A 17160-nucleotide genomic window follows, 5' to 3' on the forward strand; every position below is an offset into this window, starting at 1 on the left:
ACACCGCCCGTCGTTTGAAAGGAGACCTCGATGGGCTACAAGGTCGTCGTCGCGGGGGCCACGGGTAACGTGGGCCGCGAAATGCTCAACATTCTGGCCGAGCGCCAGTTCCCGGTGGACGAGATCGTCGCGCTTGCGTCGCGCCGCTCGCTCGGCACCGAGGTCAGCTTTGGCGACAAGACCCTCAAGACCAAGGACATCGAAGGGTTCGATTTCACCGGCTATGATATCGCGCTCTTTGCCATCGGCTCGGAGCCCACGAAGAAATACGCTCCCCTGGCCGCCAGCCAGGGCTGCGTGGTGATCGACAATTCCTCGCTCTATCGCTACGACCCCGAGATCCCGCTGGTGGTGCCGGAAGTGAACCCCGAGGCGGTCGAGGGCTACAGCCGCAAGAACATCATCGCCAACCCCAACTGCTCGACCGCGCAGATGGTGGTGGCGCTGAAGCCCCTGCACGACCGCGCCCGCATCAAGCGCGTCGTGGTGTCCACCTATCAATCGGTGTCGGGCGCGGGCAAGGACGGCATGGACGAGCTGTGGGACCAGACCAAGGCGGTCTACAACCCCACCTCGGAGGTGCCGCCCCAAAAGTTCCCCAAGCAGATCGCCTTCAACGTGATCCCGCATATCGACGTCTTCATGGAAGACGGCGCGACCAAGGAAGAATGGAAGATGGTCGCCGAGACCAAGAAGATCGTCGACACGTCGATCAAGGTCACCGCGACCTGCGTGCGCGTTCCGGTCTTCGTGGGCCATTCCGAGGCGATCAACATCGAATTCGCGGATTTCCTGGACGAGGACGAGGCCCGCGATATCCTGCGCGAGGCGCCGGGCGTCATGGTCATCGACAAGCGTGAGCCCGGCGGCTACGTGACCCCGGTCGAATGCGTGGGCGATTACGCCACCTTCGTCAGCCGCATCCGCCAGGATTCGACCATCGAGAACGGCCTGAACCTGTGGTGCGTGTCCGACAACCTGCGCAAGGGCGCCGCGCTGAACGCCGTGCAGATCGCCGAGACGCTGGGCAACCGCTGCCTCAAGAAGGGCTGAGCCCGCCCGATTTCCCGAACCGGACGGCCCGTGCGGGATGCCGCGCGGGCCGTTTTCGCATGCCGGCGGGCTTTCGCGCGTGGGCGCCACCCCCTCTTGGCTTTTGGCGCCGGCGGGGGGATGCTCGGGCCATCCAAAGGGAGGCCCGCCGATGATCCGTTCGCGTTCCACATTCTCCGCCCGCCCCACGACCGGGCTGCTGGCATTGCTGCTGTGCACTGCCGCCATGCCCGCGCTGGCCGACACGCTGTCGCGGCCCTCGCAGGTGACAGCGGTGACGCTCTACCCCTGGGGGGCCAGCGTCACCCGCGAGGTCAGGATCGACGCCGCGCCGGGGCAGCACGAGATCATCGTGCCCGACCTGCCCGCCACGACCGACGGCCAGAGCCTGCGCGTGACCGCCGAAGGCGCGACGGTGGGCGCGGTGACCCTGATCGACGACCGCCAGCCCGTGACCGATCTGCCCCCCGCCCCCGCGATCGCCGCCGCCCGCGCCGAGGTGAAGCGGCTGGCAGCGGTCGTGCGCGAGGGCAAGGATGCCGTGAAGACGATCCGGCTGCGCGCCCTAGCCGCGCGCGACGAGCTGGCCTTTCTGAAGAAGATCGCCGCCCCCGAGGCCGATCCCGCCGCACTGGCCGAAATGGCACGCCAGATGGGGGCCGCCACGCTGGATGCGCGCACCCGCGCCCAACAGGCCGAGATCGAGGCGCGCGCCGCCGAAGCCGCGCTCAAGCCCCAGGAAAAGGCGCTCAAGGCCGCCCGGAAGACACTGGCCGCGCTTGAAAACGCCGACACCGACCATGCCGCGCTGTCGCTGGCGCTGGAAACGGCCGGGGCGCCCGCGACGCTGCGCATCACCACCTTCACCGATGCCGCCAGCTGGCAGCCCGTCTATGACCTGCGGCTGGATCGCGCCGCGGGCCGGCTGGTGGTGGACCGCGGCGTGCTGGTCTCGCAATCCTCGGGCGAGGATTGGCGTCAGGCGCTGCTGACGCTGTCGACGGCGCGGCCCGCGGATCGGTCGCAGCCTTCGCAGGTGTCGTCCTGGCTGCGGCGGATCGGGCCGAAGGACGCGCCCCGCCCGCTGATGGCGACGCGCGCCAAGGGGGACGATGCGATGATGGCCCCCGAGGCCATGGCCGAGCCCGCGCCGATCGCCGAGACCGCGGCGCTGGAGATGATGGGCGCCACCGTCACCTGGGTCTATCCGACCCCGGTCGATGTGCGCGACGGGGTCGAGGCGCTGCGGCTGAAGCTGGCGCCGCTGGACCTGCCCGCCGAGATCCGCGCCGAGGCCGCCCCCCTTCACGACGCGACCGCCTATGTGATGGCCGACACCCGCAACGACAGCGCGCAGGTGATCCTGCCGGGGCCGGCGGCGCTCTATCTTGACGGGGCGATGGTGGGGACGGCCGATCTGCCGCTGACCGCGGCCGGCGATACGCTGGACATGGGCTTTGGCCCCATCGACGGGCTCAAGATCACGCGCCGCATCCCCGAGGCCAACGAGGGCGACCGCGGCCTGATCGCGCGCAGCAACGAAATGACCGAAACCGTCGAGATCACCGCCGAGAACCTGACTGGAACGGACTGGCCGCTGCGCATCGTCGACCGCGTGCCCTACGCGACGCAGGAGGATCTGCGCATCGACTGGACCGCGACGCCCCGGCCCGACGTCACCGATCTGGAGGGGCGGCGCGGGGTCATGGCCTGGGACAGCACGCTGGCCGCCGGGGCCAGCACCACGATCCGGCTGGAGACGAAACTGACCTGGCCCGCGGACCAGGTGCTGCGCTAGGCCCGGCGCGCGCCCGCGGAAAGGGCCGCCCGCGCGGGGCCGCGCCACGGCCCCCGCGGGCGGGCTCAGTCGAGCCAGCCGCGCAGGTTCTCGGACACCGCCTCCATCAGCGCGGTGATATGGGCGTCGTCGTCGTTGAGGCAGGGGATATAGGTGAAGCTCTCGCCGCCGGCCTCCTCGAAGGCTTCGCGGATCTCGCCGTTGATTTCCTCGAGGGTCTCGATGCAATCGGCCGAGAAGGCGGGCGAGATGACGGCGATGTTCTTCTTGCCGGCGCGGGCCAGTTCCGCGACATGCTCGACCGTATAGGGCTTGAGCCAGACCTCCGAGCCGAAGACCGACTGGAAGGTGGTGTCGATGGCGCCCTCGGGCCAGCCCAGCCTCTCGCGCAGAAGCCGCGAGGTCGCCTGGCACTGGCAATGGTAGGGGTCGCCCTCGAGCATGTAGCGCCGCGGCATCCCGTGATACGAGGCGACCAGCACGTCGGGCTTGCGCTCGAGCGTGGCATAGACCCGTTCGACCGAACCGGCCAGCGCCTCGATGTAGCTGGGGCGCTTGTAATATTCGGGCACGATGCGCACCGCGGGCTGGCGGCGGATCTCGGTCAGGACGCGGAAGAACTGGTCGTTGGCCGTGGCCGAGGTGGCGCCGGCATATTGCGGATAGAGCGGGAAGAACAGGATCTTCTCGCAGCCGGCCCCGACCATTCGGTTCACCACCTCGCGGGTCGAGGGATTGCCGTAGCGCATGCAGAATTCGACCTCGACATCCGTGCCCCAGCGGTCGCGCGCGGCGGCGCGGATCTTGTCGGTCTGGGCGCGGGTGATGGTCATCAGCGGGCTTTCGCCCAGCTCGTGGTTCCAGATCTCGCGGTAATTGGCGCCCGAGGTGAAGGGCCGCTTGGTCAGGATGATCAGCTGCAAGAGCGGCTGCCAGCGCCAGGCGGGATAGTCGATCACCCGGCGGTCCGACAGGAATTCGTTCAGATAGCGCCGCATCGACCAATAGTCGTAATTATCCGGCGTGCCGAGGTTGGCCAGCAGGATCCCCACCTTTGCGCGCGCCACGGCCGGGTGGTCGGCGGGCGCATGGGCCAGCCGGCCCGCACCGGGAAGGATGGTCTGCTTGTTCATTGTCGGTCTCTTGCCTGTTCCGATCTGGGAGATAGTCACTCGGCGCCGCAGGTCAATCTTGCGGCGCGTTTTCGGAACCGGGAACCCCCGGCGCGTCTGGGTTCGACGCGGCCTCGGGCAAGGATCCCGGCCCGGTTCCGCGCCATCTTCCGCCCCCCGGAGGCAGCGGTTTCTGTTGGCTTTCATGCGGCGCCCATCCGGTCAGGAACACCAGGTCGAAACTCGCACGAACACGGCCGTCATCATCTCCGAAACTCAATGAATAAAGTCTTGACGCCTCGTCGAAAAGGGCACGCGGAGGGATGGTGCGGCGGCGCGCGGCCAGGGCGTTGGTCTCGCCCATCGCGCGCAGATCCCGCATGAGATGCCAGGCATCACGGTAACTTGCGGTCAGATTGACCACATCGGCCACCGGCAGCGCCAGCCCTGCCCGCGGCAATACGCCGCCCAGGTCGCGGATCTCGCCCATCGGCACGACCCGCGGCGACAGCCCCCCCGTCAGCCGGCTTTCCGCCGCCGCCAGACACGACCGCAGCTCGGCCAGGGTCTGCCCGCCCGGCACCACGGCGATGAACAGCCCGTCGGGGCGCAGCGCGCGGGCGCATTGCACGACCTGCCCCACCGGATCATCGGCCCAATGCAGCGCCAGCGCATGCACGATCAGATCAAGGCTGGCCGGGGCAAGATCCAGCACCGGATCGTCGGCCAGCTGCCGGGCCTGCGGGAAGCGCGCCCCCCAGAATTCGGGGAAACCGCTGACCACGGCCATGTCCGTAAAGGTTCTGTTAACCTCGTTCAGCCTCTCCTTGATCTCGACGGCTGCCGAGTCGTGCAGGAAATCGGCCAGGCCTTTGGCCTTGGCGCGGGATCGGGCACGCAAGAGGGCGGCGCGGTCGGTCAGAACAGGGGGCTTCGTCATGGCGCGCGACCTTAGAGCGGTTCGCAGCGGGATTCTAGATGCCGTGCATCTGCTGTTCCCGCCCCGCTGCCTGTGTTGCGGCGAGGCCGTGGCCTCGGATTTCGGGCTCTGCCCCGCCTGCTGGCACGAGGCCGACTTCATCACCGACCCCTGTTGCGAGCGCTGCGGCGCCCCCCTGCCCGGCGCCGCCGAGGACGCGGATGCGGGCGCGCCCCTCCACTGCGACGAATGTCTGGCCGCGCCGCCCCCCTGGGATCACGGCCGCGCGGCGCTGCGCTATGCCGGGACCGGGCGGCGGCTGGTGCTGGCGCTCAAGCATGGCGACCGGCTGGATCTGGTGAAACCCCTGGCCGCGTGGATGATCCGCGCCGCCCGCCCGCTGGTAAGCCCGGAAACGATCGTGGCACCGGTGCCGCTGCACCGGCTGCGGCTGGTGACGCGGCGCTACAACCAGTCGGCACTTCTGGCGCGGGCGCTGGCGCGCGGGCTGGGCCTTGCGCATGCGCCCGACCTGTTGCAGCGGACCCGCGCCACCCCCAGCCAGGAGGGCCGCGACCGCGACGCCCGCCACGCCAATCTGGCCGGCGCCATCGCCCCCCATCCCCGCCGGGGCGCCCTGATGCAAGGCCGGCCCGTGCTGCTGGTCGATGACGTGATGACCTCGGGCGCGACGCTGAGGGCGGCAACGCGCGCCTGTCTCGACGCCGGGGCGGTCTCGGTGTCGGTGGTGGTGCTGGCGCGCGTGGCGCGGGACTGACGCCCCCCCTGCGGGCGCCGCCACGTTGCACCGGGGGGCGGTTTGCGCGATATCTGGCAGAACCGCAGGAGAGCCCGGAGCCCATGCCGCAGATCGAGATCTACACCACCCCCACCTGTCCCTATTGCATCGCCGCCAAGCGGCTGCTGGATGCCAAGGGCGCGTCCTATACCGAGATCGACGTGACCGACCCGGCCGATCGCGCGCAGATGCGCGCGCGCGCCGGGCGCAATTCGGTGCCCCAGATCTGGATCGGCGCGCGCCATGTGGGCGGCTGCGACGAGCTGCACGCGCTGGAATATGCCGGCGACCTCGATCCGCTGCTGAAGGGCTAGGCCGATGCGCGCGGGACTGATCCAGCTGTCGGTGAGCGACGACCCCGACGCCAACCTGCCCGTCACGCAGGATCTGATCCGCCAGGCCGCGGCGGGGGGCGCCGATTTCGTGCTGACCCCGGAATGCACCAATTGCCTGTCCTCGGACCGCGCCTGGCAACGCAAGGTGCTGCACCCCGAAGCCCGCGATCCCACGCTGGCGGCGCTGTGCGCACAGGCGCGGGATCTGGGGATCTGGCTGCTGATCGGCTCGCTCGGGCTCAGGACCGACGACCCCGACGGCCGCTTTGCCAACCGCTCGTTCCTGATCGCGCCCGACGGGGCGATCGCGGCGCGCTATGACAAGATCCACATGTTCGACGTGGATGTCTCGGCCACCGAACGCTACCGCGAATCCGAAGGCTACCGCCCCGGCACGCGCGCCGTGACCGCCGATCTGGGGGCCGCGCGCATCGGCATGGCGATCTGTTATGACCTGCGCTTTGCCTATCTGTTCCGGGCCCTGGCCAAGGCCGGCGCGCAGATCCTGACCGTGCCGGCCGCCTTCAACGACACCACCGGCGCTGCCCATTGGGAGGTGCTCCTGCGCGCCCGCGCCATCGAGACGGGTTGCTTCGTGCTGGCCCCGGCGCAATGCGGCTTTCACCCCGCGCAGGCGGGCAAGCCGCGCCGCACCCACGGCCATTCGCTGGCCGTTGCCCCCTGGGGCGAGGTTCTGGCCGATGGCGGCACCGAGCCCGGCGTGACGCTGGTCGATCTGGATCTGGACGCGGTGGCACAGGCGCGCGCGCGCGTCCCCGCCATCACCCACGACCGCCCCTTCGACGGGCCCTGAGGGGGGACGCGGCGGTGTCAGAGGCCGATGAAAAGCTGGCCGCGGCGCTTTTCGCCGAGGTCTTCATGGCCGACCAGCTGGCGCGCAACCGCATCTCGCGGACCTTGCCGCGCGGCATGGAGATCTCGCATTTCTCGGTGCTGAACCACCTGGCCCATATCGGCGAGGAACGCACGCCCGCGCAGCTGGCCGCGGCCTTTCACGTCACCCGCGGCGCCATGACCAACACGCTGAGCAAGCTGGACTGGGCCGGCCATGTCCATATCCGCCCCGACTGGGACGATGCGCGGCGCAAGTTCGTGTCGATCAGCCCCTCGGGGCGGGCGGCGCGCGATGCCGCGCTGGCCGCCTTCATGCCGGTCATCACCGATGTGGTGCGCGCGATCGGCGCCGAGAAGGTGCGCGCCGCACTGCCGGTCCTGCGTGAATTGCGCGCGCGGCTGGGCGCGGATGCCCCCGCCCCGCCCGCGCCGCCGCCCGTCAGCGGCGGACCGAAGCCGTGACGTAATTGACCGACAGATCGCGCGGCGACAGGCTCCAGCCCCAGGTGATCGGGTTGAAGACCATGCCGCGGCGGTCCACCGGCTCGAGCCCGGCCTTGCGGATCAGGTCATAAAGCTCGTCGGGGGTGATGAACTTCTGCCATTCATGCGTGCCCTTGGGCAGCCAGCGCATCACGTATTCGGCGCCCACGATGGCCATGGCAAAGCTCTTGGGGTTGCGGTTGAGCGTCGAGCACAGCATCAGCCCGCCCGTGCGCAGCAGGCCGTGGCAGGTGGTCAGGAAGGCCTGCGGGTCGGCCACATGCTCGATCACCTCCATGTTCAGCACCACGTCGAAGACCTCGCCGTCGGCGGCCAGCGCCTCGGCGGTGGTGTTGCGATAGTCGATCGGCAGGCCCTGCTGTTCGGCGTGGATGCGCGCCACGGGGATGTTGCGCGCCGCGGCATCGGCGCCCACGACAATGGCCCCCAGCCGCGCCATCGGTTCGGACAGAAGGCCGCCGCCGCAGCCGATGTCGAGCAGCCGCAGCCCCTCGAACGGGCGCTCGGCCTTCAGGTCACGGCCGAAATGCGCGGCGATCTGGGTGGTGATGTATTCCAGCCGGCAGGGGTTCATCATGTGCAGCGGGCGGAACTTGCCGTTGGGATCCCACCATTCGGCGGCCATCGCCTCGAATTTCGCCACTTCGGCGGGATCGACGGTGTTGGTCGGCTGTTCACCCGGCATCTTGAAACCCCTTCGTCAGTCTTTGCGTCCATTCTGCCCGCGCGCCCGTGGCAACGGCGGCTTTCGCGTTATATAGTGCGCCCATGGACAGAACCGCAGGCCAAAAGCGCGCATCGGGCACATTTCTTTATCCGCAGGTCGAACCCTTCGACCGGCGCATGCTGGATGTGGGCGACGGGCACCGAATCTACATGGAACAATCGGGCAATCCCGCGGGGCTGCCGGTCGTGGTGCTGCACGGGGGGCCGGGCGGCGGCTCGAACCCGGCCATGCGGCGCTATTTCGACCCGATGATCTATCGCGTGATCCTGTTCGACCAGCGCGGCTGCGGGCTGTCGCGGCCGCATGCCGCGGTCATTGCCAACACCACCGCGCATCTTCTGCGCGACATCGAGCAGATCCGCACCCTTCTCGAGATCGACAGCTGGTTCGTCTTCGGCGGCTCGTGGGGGGCGACGCTGGCCCTTCTCTATGCCGAGGCCTTCCCCGAGCGGGTGCGCCATCTGATCCTGCGCGGGGTGTTCCTGGCCACGCGCGCCGAGCTGGACTGGTTCTACGGCGGCGGTGCGGCCAGTTTCTTTCCCGATCTGTGGCAGACCTTCTGCGCGCCCATCCCCGAGGACGAGCGCTCCGACATGATCGCGGCCTATCACAAGCGGCTGTTCTCGGGGCATCTGACCTCGGAAATCCGCCACGCGCGGATCTGGGCGCAATGGGAAAACGCGCTGGCCAGCGTGGACAGCGACGGCCGCACGGGCGAGGCGCCGGGCGAATATGCGCGCGCCTTCTCGCGGCTCGAGAACCATTATTTCGCCAATGGCGCCTTCCTGGAATGCGACGGCCAGATCCTGCGCGACCGCCACCGGATCGAGCATATCCCCGCCACCATCGTGCAGGGCCGTCAGGACATGATCTGTCCGCCGGTCTCGGCGTGGAAGCTGGCACAGGGCTGGGCGGCCTGCGAGCTACGCATGGTGCCCTGCGCGGGCCATGCCTTGTCCGAGCCCGCCATCGGGCACGAATTGGTGCGGGTGATGGACGGCCTGCGCAGCTGGCCGCGGAACTGAGCGGCCCGGCCCGTCGCCGGGGGGCCTCGTGCCGGGGGCTCAGTCGTCGCGCAGCTGCGGCAGGCGGCGGCGGTTGAGAAGCCACACCACCCCCAGCAGATCGACCGCCCCCACCAGCGCGCGGCCAAGATTGGTGTATTTCGACGCGCCGCCCTGCCGTTCGGCATGGGTCACGTCGACCACCTCGATGCGGTAGCCCTCGCGCCGGACCATCGCCGGCATGAAGCGGTGGATATGGTCGAAATAGGCCAGCCGCAGATAGACCGCGCGCGGAAAGGCCTTCATCCCGCAGCCCGAATCGCGCACCCCGTCCTTGAGAAGCCGCCCGCGCAGCGCATTGGCCGCGCGCGAGGCCAGGCGCTTGGCCAGCGTGTCCTGGCGCTTCATGCGCTGGCCCTGCACCAGACCCAGCGTCGGATCGCCCGCCGCAAAGGGCGCGATCAGCCGCGGCAGGTTCTCGGGCGGGTTCTGCCCATCGGCATCGAGCGTGACGATCAGCGCCCCGCGCGCGGCCTCGACCCCGCTGCGCAGCGCCGCCGATTGGCCGCAGGCGTGCCGATGGCGCAAAAGCCGGATCTGGGCCAGATCGGCCGCCAGAGCGCGCACCACCGCCGCCGTGTCATCCGACGAGCCGTCATCGACCACGACGATCTCGTGCGGGGTGTCCGACAGAACCTCCGCGATCGCGGGCAGCAGCGTGCCCAGCGCGACGGCCTCGTCCTTGGCGGGCAGGACAACGGAAACGGCGGGCGCGTCGGTCATGTCTTGTCCCCGTCCGTGGCGGCGTCCTCGCGGGGGGTGCGGCCCTTGCGGTGGATCAGGATCAGGTTGCGGGCATAGACCAGCAGGCCAAAGCCCTGCCCGGCAATGAACACCGGATCCTTGCGCCAGATGGCATAGGTCAGAAGCGTCGCGCCCCCGGCCAGCGACAGATACCAGAACGCCACCGGGATGACGCTTTCGCGGCGCATCTCGCTGGTCAGCCACTGGACAAGGAACCGGGCAGAGAACAGCGCCTGGCCCAGAAAGCCGATGCCGATCCAGATGAATTGCGCAGACATGAGAACCCCGTCGTCGCAGGCGGCACGCGGCGGCCGCCCGCTTTCGGCCTCATTCGGCAAGGCGCGGCCCAAAGTCAAGCGCGCCCCCACGTCGGGGTGGCGAAAGCTTGCCTAGGCGCGGCGAATGGGATCGAAAAGCAACCGCAACCCGTTCAACACCACCAGCACCGTGCCGCCCTCGTGGCCCACCACCGCCAGCGGCAGCGGCAGCTTGCCCCAGAGCGCGCCGACCACCAGCACCAGCATCGCCCCCGTGGCCAGGATCAGGTTCTGGCGAATCACGCGCGCGGTGCGGCGGGCCAGCCGATGCGCGGCGGCCAGCTGGCCCAGATCCTCGGACAGAAGCGCGACATCGGCGGCCTGAAGCGCCACCTCGCTGCCCGCCGCGCCCATGGCGATGCCCACATCCGCCCGCGCCAGCGCCGCGGCATCGTTGACCCCGTCGCCGACAAAGGCCACCCGGCCCGTCGTGCCCAGCCGCGCGACATGGGCGACCTTGTCCTCGGGCAAAAGCGCCGCGGCCACCTCGGCGCGGTCCATCCCCAGATCGGCAGCCACGGCATGGGCGACCTCGGGGCGGTCGCCGGTCAGCATCGCCAGCCGGCCGATCCCGGCGTCGCGCAGCGCGGCCAGCGCCGCCGGCGCATTGGCGCGCGCCCGGTCGGCCAGCGCCACCACGCCCAGCACCCGCGGCCCCTCGCCCAGCCAGATCAGCGTATGCGCGCCATCGGCCAGCGCGGCCATCTCCGGGGCCTCGGGACAGGCGGGATCGGCGCCCATGTCCCGCGCCATCCGCCGGTTCCCCGCCCAGAGCCTGCGGCCACCGACCACCCCCGCGATACCCGCCGCGGGCACGGCCGCGATCCCCTCGGCGGGGCTGGGGGCGATGCCGCGGGCCTCGGCCGCGCGCCGGATCGCGGCGGCCAGCGGGTGCTCGGAATGGGCCTCGAGCCCGGCCAGATCGGCCAGCACCGCGCGCGGATCGCACCCCGGCGCCACCGCCAGATCGGTGACCTCGGCCCGCCCTGTCGTCAGCGTGCCGGTCTTGTCGAAGGCAAAGGCGCGCACCGCGGCAAAGGTCTCGAGCGCGGCGCCGCCCTTGAAGAGAACGCCCCCGCGCGCCGCCGCCGACAGCGCCGACAGGATGGCCGCGGGAACCGAGATGACGATGGCGCAGGGGCTGGCCGCCACCAGCAGAACCGCGGCGCGATAGGTCGCCTCGTGCCAGCCGTGGCCCAGCGCCAGCAGCACCGCCAGCGACACGAGCGCGCCGCCCAGCACCGCCCAGGTGTAGCGTTGCCCGAACCAGTCCGAGAAGCGTTCCGAGGGCGCGCGTTCGGCCTGCGCCTGCGTCACCAGCGCGATCATCCGCGCCACGGTGCTGTCGGCGGCGCCGCGCGTCACGCGCAGACGCAAGACGCTGTGCAGGTTGACCGTGGCCTCGAAGACCTGCGCGCCGGGGCCGCGCGCCACGGGCAGGGATTCGCCGGTGACGCTCGATTCGTCGATCTCGCCCTCGCCGGTCTCGATCTCGGCATCGACGGGGATGCGCGCGCCGGGGCGCACCATCACCCGATCGCCGGGCACGAGAGCGCTGACCGGCACCTCCTGCGTGCTGCCATCGGGCTGGAGAAGATGCGCGCGGTCGGGTCGGAGCGCCATCAGCGCCTCGACCTCGCGGCGCGCGCGGCCCATCGCCAGCGTCTCGAGCGTGCCGGCCACGGAAAAGAGAACCAGCAGCACCGCCCCTTCGACCGGCGCGCCCACGCCCGCCGCCGCCAGCGCGGCAATCACCATCAGAAGCTCGATGTCGAGGCGGTGTTCGTGGCGCAGCTCGTGCAGCGCCCTAACCGCGGCCGGCACACCCCCGGCCAGATAGACAAGGCCCAGCCCCGCCGCACGCAGGCCCGAACCGGGATCAAGCGGCAGACCCGCGGGCCAGCCGCCAGGCAGCCCCGCCCCAAGCCCTGCCGCAAGACGCGGCCCCAGCCAGCCGCCCGTCAGCCCGATCACCAGCCCCGCCACGGCAAGAATGCTCAGCGCGATGGCGCGCCCTTCGTGACCGGGGCGGGACGTCTGGTCGGGATTATGCATGGGTCGCCTCGTACGCGGGGCTGCCTTGGGCCTGGAAAAGACTAGCGCGCGCGGCCGCCCCGAAACAGGGGCGCCGGCGCCGCAGAGGTCTCTAACACGGCCAAGCTGACCGGAAGCTGACGGCCCCCGGTCAGCGGCGCCGGCACGGGCGGGCGTGTCAGGGGCCGGGTCTCAGGCCGTGACCCAGGCGGCCAGCGCCAGCCAGCCGGCGATCTCGCCGACCTGTTGCATGCCGCCCAGAACATCGCCCGTCTGCCCACCGATCTGGCGGATCGCCAGCGCCGCCATCGCCGCCTGCGCCAGCGCGATCGCCACCAGGACGACCGGCGCCGCGGCGCCCAGCGTGGCCAGGCCCAGCGCCCCCAGCGCCAGCGCCACGCCCACGCGCCAGCCGCCGGCCCCCGAGGCCATGTGGCCCAGCCCGTCGCTGCGCGCGGGCTTCAGCCGCGCCATTCCGACCGCGATCCCCGCGCGCGAGGCCATGGCCAGCGCCGCAAGCCCCAGCACCGCCATCAGCGGCGCCACCGCGGCGATGGCCGCCAGCGAGGTCCAGCGCAGCCCCAGCGACAGCATCGCCGCCAGCCCGCCATAGCTGCCGATACGGCTGTCGCGCATGATCTCGAGCTTGCGCGCCCGGTCATGGCCGCCGCCAAAGCCGTCGGCGCAATCGGCCAGGCCGTCCTCGTGGATGCCGCCGGTGGCCAGCACCCCGGCCGCCAGCGCCACCCCCGCCGCGGGGGCCGCCGGCACGCCCAGCGCCAGCGCCAGCGCAAGCGCCGCCCCCGACACCGCGGCCATGGCCAGCCCCGCCAGCGGAAAGGCCCAGGCCGCATCGGCAAAACGCGGCGCCGGGCTGCCGATATGCCCGGCCGGCAGGCGCGTCAGCAGCATCATCGCCACCTGCGCCTCGGCCCGCCGGTCGGACAGGCGGCTCATGCCTCGGTCACTCCGGCCTCGGCAAAGGTCGCCATGCCGTTGTGGCATTCGAGCGCCGCGCGCACCAGCAGCAGCGCCACCGCCGCGCCCGAGGCCTCGCCCAGACGCATGCCGATCTGGATCATCGGCGTCTTGCCCAGCTTGTCGAGCAGCTTGACGTGGCCCGGCTCGGCCGAGGCATGACCGACAAGGCAATGGTCCAGCAGCCGCGGATCGGCCCCGAAGAGCGGCGCCACCGCCGCACAGCAGACAAAGCCATCGAGGATCACCGGCACGCCCTTGGCCCGCGCGCCCAGAACGGCGCCGGCCATCGCGGCTTCCTCGCGCCCGCCCAGCGCAGCCATCACGCCCAGCGCATCCAGATGGCCATGCAGCGCAACACCCTTGTCCACGGCGCCCGCCTTGCGGATCAGGCCCTCGGCGTTCAGGCCGGTGCCCGGCCCCACCCAATCGGCGCCGGTGCCGCCAAAGACCCCCGCGGCCAGCGCCGCGGCAATGGTGGTGTTACCGATGCCCATCTCGCCGACCAGAAGGACGTCCGCCTCCGGGTCCACGGCCGCCGCCCCGGTGTTGAGCGCAGCGAGGCATTCCTCGGGCGTCATCGCCGGTTCAACGGTGAAATCCCTGGTGGGGTTCAGCCCGTCGATCTCGATCACCTCGAGATCGGCGCCCGCCGCGCGGCACAGCTGGTTGATCGCGGCGCCGCCGGTGCGGAAATTGGCCACCATCTGCACGGTGACTTCCTGCGGAAAGGGGCTGATGCCCTGGGCCACGACGCCGTGGTTGCCGGCAAAGACCAGCGCCTGGGCGCGCTTGATCTCGGGGTTGATACGGCCCTGCCAGGCGGCGAAATGGCAGGCGGTCTCCTCGAGGATCCCGAGCGAACCGACCGGCTTGGTCAGCTGCGCCTGACGCGCGATGGCGCCTTCGCGGGCGGTCTCGTCGGCACCCGGCAGACGGTCGGCAAGGCTGCGCAGTTCCTCGAGAGAGGACAGCGGAAAGGGATTCTGGCTCATGCTCACTTCACCTTCATTGGCAGGCCCGCGACGGTAAACCAGACCTCGTCCGAGGCCGCCGCGACCCATTGGTTGATCGTTCCCGCCGCGTCCCGGAAGGCCCGCGCGAGCGCATTGTCGGGCACGATGCCGAGCCCGACCTCATTGGTGACAAAGACGACCGGAGAGGTCTGTTCGGGCAGCGCCGCGCACAGCGCCTGCCCCGCGGCCCGCCAGTCATGTTCACCCAGCATCAGGTTGGTCAGCCACAGCGTCAGGCAATCGACCAGCCGCGGGCCCTGCCCGTCGCTGGCCGCCAGCGCCCCGACCAGGTCCAGCGGCTCCTGCACCGTGTGCCATTCGGGACCGCGCCGGGCCTTGTGCTCGGCCACGCGGGCGGCCATCTCGTCGTCCCAGATCGTGGCCGTGGCGATATAGACCGCGGGCCGGCCCAGCCCCAGCGTCATGCTCTCGGCCAATGCGCTCTTGCCCGAACGCGCGCCACCTGTGACCAGTATCGTCTTGCTCATGGCCGCGTGACAAAGCAGAAACGGCCCGGCAGCGAAAGGGGGGAAAAGGATGGCATCCGACCGCACGACCGAGATCGTCGTGATCCGCCATGCCCCGGCGCTGACCGGGGGGCGGCTGGCCGGCCGGCGCGACGTGCCCGCCGATTGCACCGACAGCGCCGCGTTTCGGGCGCAGGCGGCGGCGCTGGGGGCGTTTGACCGGGTGCTGACCAGCCCCGCGCTGCGCTGCCGGCAGACAGCCGCCCATCTGTGGCCAGATGCCGCGGAATTCCCCACCGATCCGCGGCTGTGGGAACAGGATTACGGCGCCTGGGAGGGCCAGCCCTATGCCGACCTGCCCGATTGGGGCGCGATCAGCGCGCAGGAGCTGGCCCGCCACGCGCCGCCGGGCGGCGAAAGCTTTGCCGCGCAATGCGCCCGCACCCATGCCGCGCTGGAAGATCTTTGCACCGATCCGCGGACGCGCGGGGCCCGCATCGCCCTTGTCGCCCATGCCGGAACCGCGCGCGCGGCGCTGTCCCTGGCGCTGGGGCGCGTCGAGGCGGGGCTCGCGTTCCGCATCGACCCGCTGGCCTCGACCCAGATCCTGGCATTGCCCGATGGCTGGGCCGTCGGCTGGGTCAACCGGGCACCACGATGACCGCAAGCCTGCGCGTTTCGGGCCATTTCGGCGAATTGCTCCAGGGGCGGATCGGTCCCGACGGGCCGGTCGCGCTGGTCACGCTGCCCTGCCCGGTGCTGGGGGTATCGGGGCGATGGCTGGGGGGCTCGGGGCTGGGGGGCACGGGGCTTGCGCTCCACGGCGCGGGCCAGCGCCTGACGACGCCCCAGCGCGCCCGCCGCATGGCCCGCGCGCTGGGGCTGTCGCTGCGCGGCCGCTTTGCCCTGCGCGCCGAGATGGAGGCCGGGGGCGGGGCCGGGGTGTCGACCGCGGCGCTGGCGGTGCTGGCGCGGCTGGCGGGCTTTGACGGCCCCCCGCTTGATCTGGCGCGGGCCTGCATCGCCGCCGAGGGCGCGTCGGACCCGCTGATGTTCCCCCGCCCCGAGCGGTTGCTCTGGGCCTCGCGCGCGGGGCGGGTGCTGGCCGAACTGCCGCCGCTGCCGCGTCTCGAGATCCTGGGCGGCTTTTTCGGGCCGCCCCGGCGGACCGATCCCGCCGACATGCGCTTTCCCGACATTTCCGACCTGATCGCCCCCTGGCACGCGGCGTCACGTTTTCGTGACATTGCGGCGATCGGCGGCCTTGCATCTGCCTCGGCGGCCCGCACTGTGGCCCTGCGCGGACTGTCGGGCGACCCGACGCCCGGTCTTGCGCGCGAGACGGGTGCGCTGGGGTGGTGCATCGGGCATACTGGGGCCGCGCGGGGGTTGATCTTCGCGCCCGGCACGATGCCGCGCGATGCCGCCCTTGCCCTGCGGCGCGCGGGCTTTCGCAACGTGGTGAACTTTCGGGCGGGAGAAACGAGATGAGCGGAGAAATGGCGCTGGCCATGGCGGTGGCCCTTGGCCTTGATGCGGCCATCGGCTGGCCGAAGCAGCTTGAGGCCCGGATCGGGCATCCGGTCATGTGGATGGGCACCTGGATCGACCGTCTCGACCGGCGCATGAACCGCGAGAGGGACGCGCCGCGCAAGCGCCGTATCCGCGGGGTCATGGCGGTGGCGATCGCCGTCCTTGGGGTGATGCTGGCGGCCGCGATCGTGCAGCTGATCTTGCCGAACAACTGGATCGGCGGGCTGATCGCGGGCGTGCTGGCCTGGCCGCTGATCGCGGTGAAATCGCTGCATGCCCATGTCAAGGCGGTGGTGGCGCCGCTGGTGTCGGGCAATCTCGACGCCGCCCGCACCGAGGTCGCCAAGATCGTCGGCCGCGACCCGGCCAGCCTCGACAAGCCCGGCCTCACCCGTGCCGCGCTCGAATCGCTGGGCGAGAATTCCTCGGACGGGGTGCTGGCGCCGGTGTTCTGGGGCGTGGTGCTGGGGCTGCCCGGCATCGTCGGCTACAAGATGATCAACACGCTCGATTCGATGATCGGGCACCGCACGCCGCGCCACGAATCCTTCGGCTGGGCGGCCGCGCGCCTTGATGACGTGGCCAATTTCATTCCCGCCCGGATCACGGCACTGCTGCTCTGCCTGACCTCGGGGCAGGCGACGCGCAGCCTCATCACCGTGGCGGCGGATGCCTCCTCGCATCGCTCGCCCAATGCCGGCTGGCCCGAAGCCGCCCTTGCCGGCGCGCTGGACGTGCGCCTGTCGGGGCCGCGCATCTACGACGGCAAGACCGTGGACGAACCTTGGATCAATGGCACCGCGCCCGATCCCACGCCCACGCATCTGATCTCGGGGCTCAAGATCTATCGGCGCGCGATGATTGCGCTGGGGGTGGTGCTGTTGCTATTCGCCGCGCTGTAACAG

At 70.8% G+C, this 17160-nt stretch carries 19 protein-coding genes; 10 read left to right on the forward strand and 9 right to left on the reverse strand.

Annotated features, from left to right (window positions below; translation table 11 throughout):
* Positions 1–30: 30 nt before the first annotated feature.
* On the forward strand, positions 31–1053 hold the full coding sequence (locus BW949_RS03895) for an aspartate-semialdehyde dehydrogenase (RefSeq protein ID WP_076363567.1): 1023 nt from the start codon (positions 31–33) through the stop codon (positions 1051–1053).
* Between the two features lie 151 nt (positions 1054–1204).
* Entirely contained in the window at positions 1205–2851 is a 1647-nt protein-coding gene (locus BW949_RS03900) for a DUF4139 domain-containing protein (protein WP_076363568.1), read from the forward strand.
* A gap of 65 nt (positions 2852–2916) precedes the next feature.
* Here BW949_RS03900 and hemH read toward each other — a convergent pair whose 3' ends face one another.
* Both hemH and BW949_RS03910 read right to left on the reverse strand, forming a co-directional pair.
* Positions 2917–3984 (reverse strand): ferrochelatase, encoded by a 1068-nt coding sequence (hemH, locus tag BW949_RS03905; RefSeq protein ID WP_076363569.1) that lies wholly within the window; start codon positions 3982–3984, stop codon positions 2917–2919.
* Between the two features lie 52 nt (positions 3985–4036).
* Positions 4037–4903 carry a methyltransferase domain-containing protein gene (locus tag BW949_RS03910; RefSeq protein WP_076363570.1) on the reverse strand — a complete coding sequence of 289 codons (867 nt, stop codon included), beginning with the start codon at positions 4901–4903 and terminating at the stop codon, positions 4037–4039.
* On the opposite strand from BW949_RS03910, the gene BW949_RS03915 reads away from it, so the two are divergent.
* The 4 genes from BW949_RS03915 to BW949_RS03930 all read left to right on the forward strand — a co-directional run bounded on the left by BW949_RS03915 (position 4902) and on the right by BW949_RS03930 (position 7333).
* The gene (locus tag BW949_RS03915; RefSeq protein WP_076363571.1) at positions 4902–5660 is read left to right on the forward strand and encodes a ComF family protein; all 759 of its coding nucleotides are present in this window, start codon (positions 4902–4904) and stop codon (positions 5658–5660) included. The genes BW949_RS03910 and BW949_RS03915 overlap by 2 nt on opposite strands.
* Before the next feature lie 83 nt (positions 5661–5743).
* Positions 5744–5995, forward strand: a complete 252-nt coding sequence (grxC, locus tag BW949_RS03920) for a glutaredoxin 3 (protein WP_076363572.1) — start codon at positions 5744–5746, stop codon at positions 5993–5995.
* Between the two features lie 4 nt (positions 5996–5999).
* Positions 6000–6830 (forward strand): carbon-nitrogen hydrolase family protein, encoded by an 831-nt coding sequence (locus BW949_RS03925; RefSeq protein WP_076363573.1) that lies wholly within the window; start codon positions 6000–6002, stop codon positions 6828–6830.
* Between the two features lie 65 nt (positions 6831–6895).
* A complete protein-coding gene (locus tag BW949_RS03930) occupies positions 6896–7333 on the forward strand; it encodes a MarR family winged helix-turn-helix transcriptional regulator (protein WP_407947236.1) in 438 nt (145 codons plus the stop codon).
* On the opposite strand, the gene ubiG is transcribed toward BW949_RS03930, so the two are convergent.
* Complete coding sequence (ubiG, locus tag BW949_RS03935) at positions 7311–8060, reverse strand: bifunctional 2-polyprenyl-6-hydroxyphenol methylase/3-demethylubiquinol 3-O-methyltransferase UbiG (protein ID WP_076363575.1); 750 nt, start codon at positions 8058–8060, stop codon at positions 7311–7313. The genes BW949_RS03930 and ubiG overlap by 23 nt on opposite strands.
* 83 nt (positions 8061–8143) lie before the next feature.
* Between ubiG and pip the strand changes: the two genes are divergently transcribed.
* The gene (pip, locus tag BW949_RS03940) at positions 8144–9127 is read left to right on the forward strand and encodes a prolyl aminopeptidase (RefSeq protein ID WP_076363576.1); all 984 of its coding nucleotides are present in this window, start codon (positions 8144–8146) and stop codon (positions 9125–9127) included.
* 39 nt (positions 9128–9166) lie between these two features.
* Here the strand turns inward: pip and BW949_RS03945 are convergent, their stop codons facing one another.
* The 6 genes from BW949_RS03945 to cobU form a co-directional block, all read right to left on the reverse strand.
* The gene (locus BW949_RS03945) at positions 9167–9889 is read right to left on the reverse strand and encodes a glycosyltransferase family 2 protein (protein WP_076363577.1); all 723 of its coding nucleotides are present in this window, start codon (positions 9887–9889) and stop codon (positions 9167–9169) included.
* Positions 9886–10188, reverse strand: a complete 303-nt coding sequence (locus BW949_RS03950) for a lipid-A-disaccharide synthase N-terminal domain-containing protein (protein WP_076363729.1) — start codon at positions 10186–10188, stop codon at positions 9886–9888. The genes BW949_RS03945 and BW949_RS03950 overlap by 4 nt, the downstream gene beginning before the upstream one ends.
* A 111-nt stretch (positions 10189–10299) precedes the next feature.
* A complete protein-coding gene (locus BW949_RS03955; RefSeq protein WP_083947564.1) occupies positions 10300–12282 on the reverse strand; it encodes a heavy metal translocating P-type ATPase in 1983 nt (660 codons plus the stop codon).
* 171 nt (positions 12283–12453) lie between these two features.
* On the reverse strand, positions 12454–13218 hold the full coding sequence (locus tag BW949_RS03960; RefSeq protein ID WP_076363578.1) for an adenosylcobinamide-GDP ribazoletransferase: 765 nt from the start codon (positions 13216–13218) through the stop codon (positions 12454–12456).
* Positions 13215–14234 (reverse strand): nicotinate-nucleotide--dimethylbenzimidazole phosphoribosyltransferase, encoded by a 1020-nt coding sequence (gene cobT, locus BW949_RS03965; RefSeq protein ID WP_076363579.1) that lies wholly within the window; start codon positions 14232–14234, stop codon positions 13215–13217. The genes BW949_RS03960 and cobT overlap by 4 nt, the downstream gene beginning before the upstream one ends.
* Positions 14235–14236: 2 nt before the next feature.
* A complete protein-coding gene (gene cobU, locus BW949_RS03970) occupies positions 14237–14743 on the reverse strand; it encodes a bifunctional adenosylcobinamide kinase/adenosylcobinamide-phosphate guanylyltransferase (RefSeq protein WP_076363580.1) in 507 nt (168 codons plus the stop codon).
* Between the two features lie 49 nt (positions 14744–14792).
* Here cobU and BW949_RS03975 point away from each other — a divergent pair, with 49 nt between their 5' ends.
* The 3 genes from BW949_RS03975 to cbiB are packed head-to-tail and all read left to right on the forward strand — an operon-like array spanning position 14793 to position 17157.
* Positions 14793–15383, forward strand: a complete 591-nt coding sequence (locus BW949_RS03975; RefSeq protein WP_076363581.1) for a histidine phosphatase family protein — start codon at positions 14793–14795, stop codon at positions 15381–15383.
* A complete protein-coding gene (locus BW949_RS03980) occupies positions 15380–16213 on the forward strand; it encodes a hypothetical protein (RefSeq protein WP_076363582.1) in 834 nt (277 codons plus the stop codon). Before BW949_RS03975 ends, BW949_RS03980 begins: the two co-directional genes overlap by 4 nt.
* Positions 16210–17157 carry an adenosylcobinamide-phosphate synthase CbiB gene (cbiB, locus tag BW949_RS03985; RefSeq protein ID WP_407947222.1) on the forward strand — a complete coding sequence of 316 codons (948 nt, stop codon included), beginning with the start codon at positions 16210–16212 and terminating at the stop codon, positions 17155–17157. The genes BW949_RS03980 and cbiB overlap by 4 nt, the downstream gene beginning before the upstream one ends.
* Positions 17158–17160 lie beyond the last annotated feature (3 nt).

Origin of the sequence: Phaeovulum vinaykumarii (assembly GCF_900156695.1) — a bacterium.
GTDB classification, from domain to species: Bacteria; Pseudomonadota; Alphaproteobacteria; order Rhodobacterales; family Rhodobacteraceae; genus Bieblia_A; species Bieblia_A vinaykumarii.